Raw genomic sequence first — 13349 nt, 5'->3', positions numbered from 1 at the left:
ATGAGGTGAAGCTATGTTAAACCGCGAGCTCGAAGTCACCCTCAATCTTGCCTTCAAAGAGGCCCGTTCGAAGCGTCATGAATTCATGACCGTCGAGCACCTGCTGCTGGCACTTTTGGATAACGAAGCTGCCGCCACCGTTTTGCGTGCGTGCGGCGCCAACCTCGACAAACTCAAGCATGACCTGCAGGAGTTCATCGACTCCACGACGCCACTGATCCCCGTGCATGACGAGGACCGTGAAACCCAGCCGACCCTGGGCTTTCAGCGGGTATTGCAGCGTGCTGTTTTCCACGTACAGAGCTCCGGTAAGCGTGAAGTCACGGGCGCCAATGTGCTTGTCGCCATCTTCAGCGAACAGGAAAGCCAGGCAGTGTTCCTGCTCAAGCAGCAGAGCGTTGCCCGTATCGATGTCGTCAACTACATCGCCCACGGTATCTCCAAAGTGCCTGGGCACGGCGATCATTCCGAGGGTGAGCAGGAAATGCAGGACGACGAGGGCGGTGAGTCTTCTTCTTCGGGCAACCCATTGGATGCCTATGCCAGCAATCTCAATGAGCTGGCGCGCCAGGGGCGGATCGATCCGCTGGTGGGGCGCGAGGCTGAAGTTGAGCGCGTGGCGCAGATCCTCGCACGTCGTCGCAAGAACAACCCGTTGCTGGTGGGCGAGGCGGGCGTGGGTAAAACCGCGATTGCCGAAGGCCTGGCCAAGCGTATCGTCGACAACCAGGTGCCGGACTTGCTGGCCAGCAGCGTCGTCTACTCCCTTGACCTCGGCGCGTTGCTCGCCGGGACCAAGTACCGCGGCGATTTCGAGAAGCGCTTCAAGGCGCTGCTCGGCGAGCTGAAAAAACGCCCGCAGGCGATCCTGTTCATCGATGAAATCCACACGATCATTGGGGCCGGTGCGGCCTCCGGTGGTGTGATGGATGCTTCCAACCTGCTCAAGCCATTGTTGTCGTCGGGTGATATCCGCTGCATCGGCTCGACCACGTTCCAGGAATTCCGCGGGATCTTCGAGAAAGACCGTGCCCTGGCGCGTCGCTTCCAGAAAGTCGACGTGTCCGAGCCTTCGGTTGAAGACACCATCGGCATCCTGCGTGGGCTCAAGGGGCGTTTCGAAGCGCACCATGGCATCGAGTACACCGATGAAGCGTTGCGGGCCGCTGCCGAGCTGGCGTCGCGCTACATCAACGATCGGCACATGCCGGACAAGGCCATCGACGTGATCGACGAGGCGGGTGCCTATCAGCGTCTGCAGCCGGTCGAGAAGCGTGTGAAGCGCATCGACGTGGCTCAGGTCGAGGATATCGTGGCCAAGATCGCGCGGATTCCGCCAAAACACGTCACCACCTCCGACAAAGAGCTGCTGCGTAACCTGGAGCGCGACCTCAAGCTCACCGTGTTTGGTCAGGATGCGGCCATCGACTCGCTGTCCACTGCGATCAAGTTGTCGCGGGCGGGCCTCAAGTCGCCGGACAAGCCCGTCGGTTCGTTCCTGTTCGCCGGCCCGACCGGCGTCGGCAAGACCGAAGCGGCTCGGCAGTTGGCCAAGGCCATGGGCATTGAGTTGGTGCGGTTCGACATGTCCGAATACATGGAGCGTCACACCGTGTCGCGCCTGATCGGTGCGCCTCCGGGCTATGTCGGTTTTGATCAGGGCGGCCTGTTGACCGAGGCGATCACCAAGCAACCGCATTGCGTATTGCTGCTCGATGAAATCGAGAAGGCTCACCCGGAAGTCTTCAACCTGCTGCTGCAGGTCATGGACCACGGCACCCTGACCGACAACAACGGGCGCAAGGCGGATTTCCGCAACGTGATCGTGATCATGACCACCAACGCCGGTGCTGAAACTGCGGCGCGGGCGTCGATCGGCTTTACGCATCAGGATCACTCTTCCGATGCGATGGAAGTGATCAAGAAGAGCTTCACGCCGGAGTTCCGCAACCGCCTGGACACCATTATCCAGTTTGGTCGCCTCAGCCATGAGGTCATCAAAAACGTGGTGGACAAGTTCCTCACCGAGCTTCAAGCGCAGTTGGAAGACAAGCGCGTGCAGCTGGAAGTGACGGACGCGGCGCGCAATTGGCTGGCCGAAGGTGGTTACGACGCGGCAATGGGCGCTCGCCCGATGGCGCGTCTGATCCAGGACAAGATCAAGCGGCCATTGGCCGAAGAGATCCTGTTCGGCGAGCTCTCCGACCATGGTGGCGTGGTGCATATCGACCTGAAGGACGGCGAGCTGACCTTCGAGTTCGAAACCACGGCCGAAATGGCCTAATCGTTCTGCAGCTACGCAAAAGGCGCCGAAAGGCGCCTTTTTGCTGTCTTGAAATGTAATTGCCAGAACAATGGCGATCCAATGCGGGAGGGAACAAGCCCCCTCCCGCATTGGGTTTCGGGTGTCAGGTAAATGCTATACACACAAAAACGCCCGGCATAACCGGGCGTCTTGTATTGACTTGATTAGCGGGCGCGGTAAGTGATGCGCCCTTTGCTCAAGTCATAGGGCGTCAGCTCGACGCGCACTTTGTCACCGGTAAGAATACGAATGTAGTTCTTGCGCATCTTGCCGGAGATATGCGCGGTTACGACGTGCCCATTTTCCAACTCCACACGAAACATGGTGTTGGGCAGGGTGTCGACGACAGTGCCTTCCATTTCGAAGCTGTCTTCTTTCGACATGCAGTAAAGCCCTCGGTATCCAGTGAATGGCCCGGTGCAACTGCGCCAGGCAAAAGCGGCGTGCATTGTGCCCGAAAAAGGGTGTTTAAGCCAAGAGGTTCTAGTTAAGCGTGACCCATCTTTGATTAATCAGCAGTTCAATCGGCCGATATTGGGTCTTGTAGTTCATCTTTTTGCAGTTTTTGATCCAGTATCCAAGGTACACCGCCTCCAGTTCCAAGCGCCGGGCTTCGCTGATTTGCCAGAGGATCGCGAAGCGTCCCAGGCTGCGCCGCTCTTCGTCGGGTTCATAGAAGGTGTACACCGCCGACAGGCCGTTGGGCAGCAAATCGGTCACGGCGACGGCCAGCAGGCGCCCGTCGAGTCGGAATTCGTAGAAACGTGAGAAAGGCAGTTCACGCACCAGGAAGGTGGAAAACTGGTCGCGACTGGGTGGGAACATGTCGCCGTCGGCGTGGCGTTGTTCGATGTAGCGCTGGTAAAGATCGAAGTATTCTTCGCTGAACCTGGGGTTGGCCGCCGTGACCGTCAGGTCGGCGTTGCGCTTGAGGATGCGCTTCTGGTTGCGGTCCGGCACAAACTGCGCCACGGGAATGCGTGCCGGCACGCAGGCATTGCAGTTTTGGCAGTGCGGTCGGTACAGGTGATCGCCGCTGCGCCGAAAGCCCATTTCCGAAAGGTCGGCATACACATGCACATCCATCGGCTGGCTGGGATCGAGGAACAGCGTGGTGGCCTGCTCGTCGGGCAGATAGCTGCAAGCGTGGGCTTGAGTGGCATAAAACTTCAATCGCGCCAGCTCGGTCATGATCAACCCTCGGATAAGCTTTGAAATAAGTGTAAGCCAGGTGCGAGGAAGTCGCCTAGGAAACCCACGGTCCAGCGTTGGGTTGGTCCAGATAGTCGCGCAGGAAGCCGGCGAACTCGCTGCGCGGTATGGCGCGGGCGCCCAGGCTGTGCAAGTGATCGTTGGGCATCTGGCAGTCGATCAGCACAAAACCCCATGCCTGCAGCTGCCGGGTCAGCGTGGCAAAGCCGAACTTCGAGGCGTTATCGGCGCGGCTGAACATGGATTCGCCAAAAAACAGCCGGCCCATCGCCAGCCCATACAGGCCGCCCACCAGTTCGCCATTGTCCCAGACCTCGACCGAGTGCGCGTAACCCCGTGCGTGCAGCTCCTGGTAGGCGCTCTGGATGCCTTCGGTAATCCAGGTGCCATCTGCATAGGCGCGAGGCGCGGCGCAGGCCTGGATGACCGCAGCGAAGTCCTGGTCGAAGGTCACGCGATAGCGCTGCTGGCGCAATAATTTGCCCAGGCTGCGGGATACGTGCAGTTCGTCGGGGAAAATCACCGTGCGAGGGTCCGGTGACCACCAGAGAATCGGCTGGCCTTGCGAGAACCACGGAAAGCAGCCGTGGCGATAGGCCTGGATCAGTCGCTCGGCCGACAGGTCGCCACCGGCGGCGAGCAGGCCATTGGGTTCGCGCATGGCTTTGGCCAGCGGCGGGAAGGTCAGGGTGTCGCGTTGTAACCAGGTCAGCATGGCATCCAGGCTTACGGAAGGGGAGGGGAGTGGCAGGCGTCGGGCCTGCCCAGAGGGTTGATTATTGTCGACCCGGCGTCAGGGGGCCAGCCCGAATCGGGCATTGCTGTGGATTAGCGTGAGCGGGTGTTTCTGCAACTCTCTCGCAGAGACGTGGTCGTATTCGGGGCTGCCCCATGCAGGCCAATTGCCAAGCTTGCCTGGATTGCTAAAAACAGCGCATAAGCCTTTGTCAGCAAAGACAATGCATGCTCAAATTGAACAGTGTGTGACACTTGAATTGTCCAGGCTGCCGCGCAAGGGGCAAGGGCGTGGCATCGCGGACACAAACCCGTACAATGCGGGCATTCTGGCGTTATCGCCGTTTCACTCGTCAATCGCTCGGTGTTAAAGGTAGATTTAACGGCGTTCGTTTATTTTTCGGCTGCTCGGATTGGGCGGCAGTGTGCAGTCATTCAACAGATGGACGCGCTAAAGGCGCAGGAAAAGACCCGTTTTGAAGAAATCCACCGCGACACAAAAAACAGTCGTGCCGGCCTGGCGTCAGCACCTGCATTATCGGCTCAAGGAAGGTGCGCTGATCGCCATCGGCGCGCTGTGCCTGTTCCTGATGATGGCCTTGCTCACCTATGGCAAGGACGATCCGGGCTGGAGCCACAACAGCAAGATCGATGACGTGCAGAACTTCGGTGGGCCTGCCGGTTCCTACAGCGCCGATATCCTGTTCATGGTGCTGGGTTATTTCGCGTACATCTTCCCGTTGCTGCTGGCGATCAAGACCTGGCAGATCTTCCGCCAGCGTCATGAGCCGTGGCAGTGGAGCGGTTGGCTGTTTTCCTGGCGCCTGATCGGCCTGGTGTTCCTGGTGCTGTCCGGCGCGGCGCTGGCGCATATCCATTTCCATGCGCCGACCGGCCTGCCGGCGGGCGCTGGCGGCGCGCTGGGTGAGAGCCTCGGCGACCTGGCCCGCAAGACCCTGAATATCCAGGGCAGCACCCTGATGTTTATCGCGCTGTTCCTGTTCGGCCTCACCGTGTTCACCGACCTGTCGTGGTTCAAGGTGATGGACGTGACCGGCAAAATCACCCTCGACCTGCTGGAGCTGTTCCAGGGCGCCGCGAACCGCTGGTGGGCGGCCCGGGTGGAGCGCAAGCGCATGGTGGCCCAATTGCGCGAGGTGGACACCCGCGTCAACGAGGTCGTGGCCCCGAGCACGCCGGACCGGCGTGAACAGGCCAAGGTCAAGGAGCGCCTGATCGAACGCGAACAAGCCCTGAGCAAGCACATGTCGGAGCGCGAGAAACAGGTGCCGCCGGTGATTGCCCCGGCACCGCCCAAGGCTCCCGAACCGAGCCATCGCGTGCAGAAAGAAAAACAGGCGCCGTTGTTTGTCGACAGCGCGGTCGAAGGCACGCTGCCGCCGATCTCGATTCTCGACCCGGCCGAGAAGAAACAACTCAACTATTCCCCGGAGTCCCTGGCGGCCGTCGGCCATCTGCTGGAAATCAAACTCAAGGAATTCGGCGTCGAAGTCTCGGTGGATTCGATCCACCCTGGCCCGGTGATTACCCGTTACGAAATCCAGCCAGCGGCCGGGGTCAAGGTCAGCCGAATCTCCAACCTGGCCAAAGACCTCGCCCGCTCCCTGGCCGTGACCAGCGTGCGCGTGGTGGAAGTGATCCCCGGCAAAACCACCGTGGGCATCGAGATTCCCAACGAAGACCGCCAGATCGTGCGCTTCTCCGAGGTGCTGTCGACCCCGGAATACGACAACTTCAAATCGCCGGTCACCCTGGCCCTGGGCCATGACATCGGCGGCAAGCCGGTAATCACCGACCTGGCGAAAATGCCTCACCTGCTCGTGGCCGGTACCACCGGTTCGGGTAAGTCGGTGGGGGTCAACGCGATGATCCTGTCGATCCTGTTCAAGTCCGGCCCGGAAGACGCCAAGCTGATCATGATCGACCCGAAGATGCTCGAATTGTCGATCTACGAAGGCATTCCGCACTTGCTCTGCCCGGTGGTCACCGACATGAAGGACGCCGCCAACGCCCTGCGCTGGAGCGTTGCCGAGATGGAGCGGCGCTACAAGCTGATGGCGAAGATGGGCGTGCGCAACCTGTCGGGCTTCAATGCCAAGGTCAAGGAAGCCCAGGACGCCGGCACGCCGCTGACCGACCCGCTGTACAAGCGCGAAAGCATCCACGACGAAGCGCCATTGCTGACCAAGTTGCCGACCATCGTCGTGGTGGTCGACGAATTTGCCGACATGATGATGATCGTCGGCAAGAAGGTTGAAGAGTTGATCGCACGTATCGCGCAGAAGGCGCGTGCTGCCGGTATCCACTTGATCCTCGCGACCCAGCGGCCGTCGGTGGATGTGATCACCGGTCTGATCAAGGCCAACATCCCGACGCGCATGGCGTTCCAGGTGTCGAGCAAGATCGACTCGCGGACCATCATCGACCAGGGCGGCGCCGAACAATTGCTGGGCCACGGTGACATGCTCTACATGCCGCCGGGCACCAGCCTGCCGATTCGCGTGCATGGCGCGTTCGTTTCCGACGATGAAGTGCATCGCGTGGTGGAAGCCTGGAAACTGCGCGGTGCGCCGGAATACAACGACGACATCCTCGCCGGTGTTGAAGAAGCCGGCAGCGGCTTCGACGGCGGCAGCAGCGGTGGCGACGATGATGCCGAAACCGACGCGCTGTACGACGAAGCGGTGGCCTTCGTGTTGGAAAGCCGTCGCGCCTCGATCTCCGCCGTGCAGCGCAAGCTGAAAATCGGCTACAACCGCGCCGCCCGCATGATCGAAGCCATGGAAAATGCCGGCGTCGTCACCGCAATGAACACCAACGGCTCGCGCGAAGTCATCGCCCCCGGGCAGATGCGCGACTGATCACGCGCCGCGTGGCAGCACGCGGCGCGCCCTAACGACTCAATGAGGACTCCCATGCGTCTTATCCGCATGCTGTTGTTGCCGGCACTGGCCCTGACTGCTGTTTCGGCTCACGCTGATCCGGCCTCCGTCGCCAGCCTGACCAACCTGCTGGACAAATCCAAGACCCTGACCGCGCGCTTCTCCCAGCTGACCCTGGATGCCGGCGGCACCCAGTTGCAGGAAACCGCCGGTGAAATGGCCGTGCAGCGCCCTGGGCTGTTCTACTGGCACACGGAAGGGAAGGCCGAGCAGACCATCGTTTCCGATGGCCAGAAAGTCACGCTGTGGGACCCGGACCTGGAACAGGCGACCATCAAAAAGCTCGATCCGCGCTTGAACCAGACCCCGGCGCTGTTGCTGTCGGGCGATGTGTCGAAGATCAACGACAGCTTCGAGATCACCTCCAAGCAAACCAGCAACGTGATCGAATTCACCCTCAAGCCGAAATCCAAGGACACGCTGTTCGACAGCCTGCACCTTTCGTTCGGTAACGGCGTGATCAATAACATGCGCCTGATCGACAGCGTCGGCCAGCGCACCGATATCCTGTTCACCGGGGTCAAGGCCAACGTGCCGGTGCCCGCGTCCACGTTCAAGTTCGACATCCCCAAGGGTGCCGACGTGATCCAGGAATAACCTGCCTAGAGGTTTCAAACGCTGCCCATGGACCTGTTTCGAAGTGACCCGATCGCTCAACCCCTGGCCGCACGCTTGCGTTCGACCAACCTGGATGAGTACGTCGGTCAGGAACACCTGCTCGCTCGCGGCAAGCCTTTGCGCGAAGCCCTGGAGCAGGGTGCGCTGCACTCGATGATTTTCTGGGGGCCGCCGGGGGTGGGTAAAACCACGCTGGCGCGGCTGTTGGCGAAAGTCTCGGATGCCCACTTCGAAACGGTCTCGGCGGTGCTGGCTGGGGTCAAAGAGATCCGCCAGGCCGTGGAAGTGGCCAAGCAGCAGGCCGGGCAATACGGCAAGCGCACCATCTTGTTCGTCGACGAAGTGCATCGCTTCAACAAGTCGCAGCAGGACGCGTTCTTGCCGTATGTCGAAGACGGCACGCTGATTTTTATCGGTGCGACCACCGAGAACCCGTCCTTCGAATTGAACAACGCCTTGCTCTCGCGGGCGCGGGTGTATGTGCTCAAGAGCCTGGATGAAGCGGCGATGCAAAAGCTGCTGCAGCGCGCCTTGAGCGAAGACAAGGGCTTGGGCAAGCGCCAGTTGAGCCTCAGCGAAGAAGGCTTCAAGATCCTGTTCAGCGCCGCCGACGGCGATGGGCGGCGCTTTCTGAACCTGCTGGAGAACGCCTCCGACCTGGCCGAGGACGGCAGCGAGATTGGCGTCGAACTCCTGCAAAGCCTGCTCGGCGACACGCGCCGGCGTTTCGACAAGGGTGGCGAAGCGTTCTACGATCAGATTTCGGCGCTGCACAAATCGGTGCGCGGCTCCAACCCCGACGGCGCGTTGTACTGGTTCGCGCGCATGATCGACGGTGGCTGCGACCCGCTCTACCTCGCGCGCCGCGTGGTGCGTATGGCCAGCGAAGACATCGGCAACGCCGACCCCCGCGCCTTGAGCCTGTGCCTCGCGGCGTGGGAAGTGCAGGAGCGCCTGGGCAGCCCCGAAGGCGAGCTGGCGGTGGCCCAGGCCATTACCTACCTGGCCTGCGCGCCGAAAAGCAACGCGGTGTACATGGGCTTCAAATCGGCACTGCGCGCTGCGGCCGAACATGGCTCCCTCGAGGTGCCGCTGCACCTGCGCAATGCGCCGACCAAATTGATGAAACAACTGGGTTACGGCGATGAATACCGCTACGCCCACGATGAGCCGGACGCCTATGCCGCCGGCGAAGATTACTTCCCTGACGCGCTCGAGCCGCAGCCGTTCTACCAGCCGGTGCCCCGTGGCCTGGAGCTGAAGATCGGTGAAAAGCTCAATCACCTCGCTCAACTCGACCGTCTCAGTCCCAAACAGCGGAGAAAGTAGTGCTCAAGACGATTCTTGCCGTGTCCGTTGCCGGCATCGCTGGTACATTATTGCGTTTCGCCACTGGTAATTGGGTTAACGCCAACTGGCCGAGGCATTTTTATACGGCGACCCTGGCGGTCAACCTGGTCGGCTGCCTGATCATCGGGCTGTTGTACGGTTGGTTCCTGTTGCGCCCGGAAGTGCCGATTGAAATTCGTGCTGGCTTGATTGTCGGCTTTGTAGGCGGTCTGACGACCTTTTCATCCTTTTCACTGGATACGGTGCGCCTGCTGGAAAGCGGGCAGGCCCTGGTCGCCTTCGGGTACCTGGGCATCAGCGTGTTCGGCGGGCTGCTCGCCACCTGGGCCGGCCTGTCCTTGACCAAACTTTGATAAACGAGAGACCGACATGCTCGATTCCAAACTGTTACGTAGCAACCTTCAGGACGTAGCGGACCGCCTGGCATCCCGTGGCTTTGCCTTGGATGTTGCGCGCATCGAAGCGCTGGAAGAACAGCGCAAGACCGTCCAGACCCGCACCGAAGCACTGCAGGCTGAGCGTAATGCGCGTTCCAAGTCCATCGGGCAGGCCAAGCAGCGCGGTGAAGACATCGCGCCGTTGATGGCGGATGTCGAGCGCATGGGCACCGAGCTGTCCGACGGCAAACTCGAACTGGACAAGATCCAGGGCGAGCTGGATTCGATCCTGCTGGGCATTCCGAACCTGCCGCACGAGTCGGTGCCGGTCGGTGCGGACGAAGACGGCAACGTCGAAGTGCGCCGCTGGGGCACGCCAAAGGCCTTTGATTTCGCGATCAAGGACCACGTCGCCCTGGGCGAACTGAACGGCGGCCTGGATTTCGAAACCGCCGCCAAGCTGTCCGGTGCGCGCTTTGCCTTGCTGCGCGGCCCGATTGCCCGCCTGCATCGCGCCCTGGCGCAGTTCATGATCAACCTGCACACCGGCGAGCACGGCTACGAAGAGGCCTACACCCCGTATCTGGTTCAGGCGCCGGCCCTGCAGGGCACCGGCCAGTTGCCGAAGTTCGAGGAAGACCTGTTCAAGATCAGCCGCGATGGCGAAGCCGACCTGTACCTGATCCCGACCGCCGAAGTGTCGCTGACCAACATCGTCGCCGGCGAGATCCTCGACGCCAAGCACCTGCCGCTCAAGCTCGTCGCCCACACGCCGTGCTTTCGCAGTGAAGCCGGTGCATCGGGGCGCGACACCCGCGGCATGATCCGCCAGCACCAGTTCGACAAAGTCGAGATGGTGCAGGTTGTCGAGCCGTCGACCTCCATGGAAGCCCTCGAAGGCCTGACCGCCAACGCCGAACGCGTGCTGCAACTGTTGGAACTGCCGTACCGCGTGCTGGCGCTGTGTACCGGCGACATGGGGTTCAGCGCCGTGAAGACCTACGACCTCGAAGTGTGGGTGCCGAGCCAGGATAAATACCGCGAGATCTCGTCGTGCTCCAACTGCGGTGATTTCCAGGCCCGTCGCATGCAGGCGCGTTTCCGCAACCCGGAAACCGGCAAGCCGGAACTGGTGCATACCCTCAACGGTTCGGGCCTGGCCGTAGGCCGTACCCTGGTGGCCGTGCTCGAAAACTACCAGCAGGCCGACGGTTCGATCCGTGTGCCGGACGTGCTCAAGCCGTACATGGCGGGCATCGAGGTCATCGGCTAAATGGAATTTCTGCCGCTGTTTCATAACCTGCGCGGCAGTCGTGTGTTGGTCGTCGGTGGCGGGGAGATTGCCTTGCGCAAGTCCCGCCTGCTGGCCGACGCCGGCGCGCTGCTGCGGGTGGTTGCTCCCCAGATCGAAGACCAGTTGCGTGAACTGGTGCTGGGCAGTGGCGGGGAACTGATCGTGCGCGGTTATCAGGAGGCCGACCTTGACGGTTGCACCCTGATCATCGCCGCAACGGACGACGAACCACTGAACGCGCAAGTGTCCAGTGATGCGAAGCGCCGTTGCGTACCGGTCAACGTGGTGGATGCGCCAGCCCTGTGCAGCGTGATCTTCCCGGCGATTGTCGACCGTTCGCCCCTGGTGATCGCGGTGTCCAGCGGCGGCGATGCGCCGGTGTTGGCGCGCTTGATCCGGGCCAAGCTGGAAACCTGGATTCCGTCCACGTATGGCCAGTTGGCCGGGCTGGCGGCGCGCTTTCGGGCCCGGGTCAAGCGTTTGTACCCGGACGTGCAGCAGCGCCGCGCGTTCTGGGAAGAAGTCTTCCAGGGCCCGATTGCCGACCGGCAACTGGCCGGGCAGGGCGATGAAGCCGAGCGTTTGCTGATCGAAAAGGTCAACGGCGCGCCGCCTTATGCCCCAGGCGAAGTCTACCTGGTGGGCGCCGGCCCCGGCGATCCGGACCTGTTGACCTTCCGCGCCTTGCGTTTGATGCAGCAAGCCGATGTGGTGCTCTACGACCGTCTGGTGGCCCCAGCGATTCTTGAGCTGTGCCGTCGTGATGCCGAGCGCGTCTACGTGGGCAAGCGTCGCGCCGATCACGCCGTGCCCCAGGACCAGATCAACCAGCAATTGGTCGACCTGGCTAAGCAAGGCAAGCGCGTGCTGCGCCTCAAGGGCGGCGATCCGTTCATCTTCGGCCGTGGCGGCGAAGAGATCGAAGAACTGGCGGCCCATGGCATTCCGTTCCAGGTGGTGCCGGGGATCACGGCGGCCAGCGGCTGCGCGGCGTATGCCGGGATTCCGTTGACCCACCGTGACTATGCGCAATCGGTACGCTTTATCACCGGGCACCTGAAGAACGGCACCTCGGACCTGCCTTGGGGTGATCTGGTGGGCCCGTCGCAGACCCTGGTGTTCTACATGGGCTTGATCGGTTTGCCGATCATCTGCGAACAGCTGATCAAGCATGGACGTTCGGCGGACACGCCAGCGGCGTTGATCCAGCAGGGCACCACGTCCAACCAGCGCGTGTTCACCGGCACCCTGGCCGACCTGCCGCGCCTGGTGGCGGAGCATGAAGTGCATGCGCCGACGCTGGTGATCGTGGGTGAAGTGGTGGTGCTGCGCGAGAAGCTCAAATGGTTTGAAGGCGCCCAGGCCCAGGTCTGAGCCTGAATGCATCGGGGGCAAGCCCCCTCCCATATTTTGGAATGCCTTCCAATGTGGGAGGGGGCTTGCCCCCGATGAGGCCATTAGATCCAACCCATCCTCTGGATCAACGCCAGACGCCCTTAGCGCTCAACCGCCCGCGATCATGCTCGGCATCAAACACCTGCAACGGCCCCTTGGGCACAATCCCCGTCGGATTGATGGTGCGGTGGCTGGCATAGTAATGCCCCTTGATGTGCGCAAAGTCCACCGTCTCGGCCACTCCCGGCCATTGATAGATTTCCCGCAACCAATTCGACAGATTCGGATAATCGGCAATCCGCCGCAGGTTGCATTTGAAGTGGCTGTAATACACCGCATCAAATCGAATCAGCGTGGTAAACAGCCGTACATCCGCCTCGGTCAGGTACTCACCGGCCAGGTAGCGATGCTCGCCCAGGTGCTGTTCCAAGTGGTCCAGTTCGGCAAACACATCATCGAACGCACGCTCATAGGCCTGCTGCGAGGTGGCGAAGCCTGCGCGGTACACGCCGTTGTTCACGGCGGGGTAGATGCGCTCGTTCAGCGCATCGATGCGCGGGCGCAGAGCCTCGGGGTAGAAGTCCAGGGTGTTGCCGGTCAGCCCGTTGAACGCGCTGTTGAACATGCGGATGATCTCCGCTGATTCATTGCTGACGATGCGCTTGAGTTGTTTGTCCCACAGCACCGGCACCGTGACGCGCCCGGTGTAATCGGCCGTGTCGGCGGTGTAGCGCTGGTGCATGAACGCGAAGCCATCCAGCGAGTCGCCGCTGGAGCCGCGGGCCTTGTCGAAGGTCCAGCCGTTTTCCAGCATCAGCCAGCTGACCACGGACACGTCGATCAGACCTTCCAGCCCCTTGAGTTTGCGCAGGATCAGCGTGCGATGGGCCCACGGGCAGGCGAGCGACACATACAGGTGGTAACGACCGGCTTCGGCCTTGAAGCCACCTTCGCCGCTGGGGCCGGGCTGGCCGTCAGCGGTCACCCAGTGGCGGCGTTGTGCCTGTTCCCGCTGGAACGCGCCATCCGCGCTACTTTCGTACCACTGGTCGTGCCAGCGTCCTTCAATCAGCAAACCCATGACTGGCTCCTTGGCTAAT

At 61.5% G+C, this 13349-nt stretch carries 11 protein-coding genes; 7 read left to right on the top strand and 4 right to left on the bottom strand.

The genetic code is table 11. The features are described 5' to 3' along the window. The first annotated feature begins 13 nt into the window (after positions 1-13). On the top strand, positions 14-2284 hold the full coding sequence (clpA, locus tag JN756_RS19150) for an ATP-dependent Clp protease ATP-binding subunit ClpA (RefSeq protein WP_017848046.1): 2271 nt from the start codon (positions 14-16) through the stop codon (positions 2282-2284). Positions 2285-2469: 185 nt separating this feature from the next. Here the strand turns inward: clpA and infA are convergent, their stop codons facing one another. From infA to aat, 3 genes are all read right to left on the bottom strand, one after another. Continuing rightward, a complete protein-coding gene (infA, locus tag JN756_RS19145) occupies positions 2470-2688 on the bottom strand; it encodes a translation initiation factor IF-1 (protein WP_002553999.1) in 219 nt (72 codons plus the stop codon). Between the two features lie 100 nt (positions 2689-2788). Further along, positions 2789-3496, bottom strand: a complete 708-nt coding sequence (locus JN756_RS19140; protein ID WP_201021177.1) for an arginyltransferase — start codon at positions 3494-3496, stop codon at positions 2789-2791. 55 nt (positions 3497-3551) lie between these two features. Continuing rightward, entirely contained in the window at positions 3552-4232 is a 681-nt protein-coding gene (gene aat / locus JN756_RS19135; protein WP_017848044.1) for a leucyl/phenylalanyl-tRNA--protein transferase, read from the bottom strand. 496 nt (positions 4233-4728) lie between these two features. On the opposite strand from aat, the gene ftsK reads away from it, so the two are divergent. The 6 genes from ftsK to cysG are packed head-to-tail and all read left to right on the top strand — an operon-like array spanning position 4729 to position 12228. Then, the gene (gene ftsK / locus JN756_RS19130; protein WP_017848043.1) at positions 4729-7134 is read left to right on the top strand and encodes a DNA translocase FtsK; all 2406 of its coding nucleotides are present in this window, start codon (positions 4729-4731) and stop codon (positions 7132-7134) included. Between the two features lie 54 nt (positions 7135-7188). Then, entirely contained in the window at positions 7189-7812 is a 624-nt protein-coding gene (gene lolA, locus JN756_RS19125) for an outer membrane lipoprotein periplasmic chaperone LolA (RefSeq protein ID WP_017848042.1), read from the top strand. Positions 7813-7839: 27 nt separating this feature from the next. After that, a complete protein-coding gene (locus JN756_RS19120) occupies positions 7840-9162 on the top strand; it encodes a replication-associated recombination protein A (protein ID WP_057004422.1) in 1323 nt (440 codons plus the stop codon). Continuing rightward, complete coding sequence (gene crcB / locus JN756_RS19115) at positions 9162-9536, top strand: fluoride efflux transporter CrcB (RefSeq protein ID WP_017848040.1); 375 nt, start codon at positions 9162-9164, stop codon at positions 9534-9536. Before JN756_RS19120 ends, crcB begins: the two co-directional genes overlap by 1 nt. Positions 9537-9552: 16 nt before the next feature. After that, the gene (serS, locus tag JN756_RS19110) at positions 9553-10833 is read left to right on the top strand and encodes a serine--tRNA ligase (protein WP_017848039.1); all 1281 of its coding nucleotides are present in this window, start codon (positions 9553-9555) and stop codon (positions 10831-10833) included. Further along, the gene (gene cysG / locus JN756_RS19105; protein WP_201021176.1) at positions 10834-12228 is read left to right on the top strand and encodes a siroheme synthase CysG; all 1395 of its coding nucleotides are present in this window, start codon (positions 10834-10836) and stop codon (positions 12226-12228) included. 106 nt (positions 12229-12334) lie between these two features. Here cysG and JN756_RS19100 read toward each other — a convergent pair whose 3' ends face one another. Then, positions 12335-13330, bottom strand: a complete 996-nt coding sequence (locus tag JN756_RS19100) for a glutathione S-transferase family protein (protein WP_057004419.1) — start codon at positions 13328-13330, stop codon at positions 12335-12337. Positions 13331-13349: the final 19 nt, after the last annotated feature.

Origin of the sequence: Pseudomonas sp. Y39-6, from assembly GCF_023651955.1 — a bacterium.
GTDB lineage: Bacteria > Pseudomonadota > Gammaproteobacteria > Pseudomonadales > Pseudomonadaceae > Aquipseudomonas > Aquipseudomonas veronii.
The sequence above is the reverse complement of the archived record's forward strand: the minus strand, read 5'-3'. Positions and strand labels throughout refer to the sequence as shown.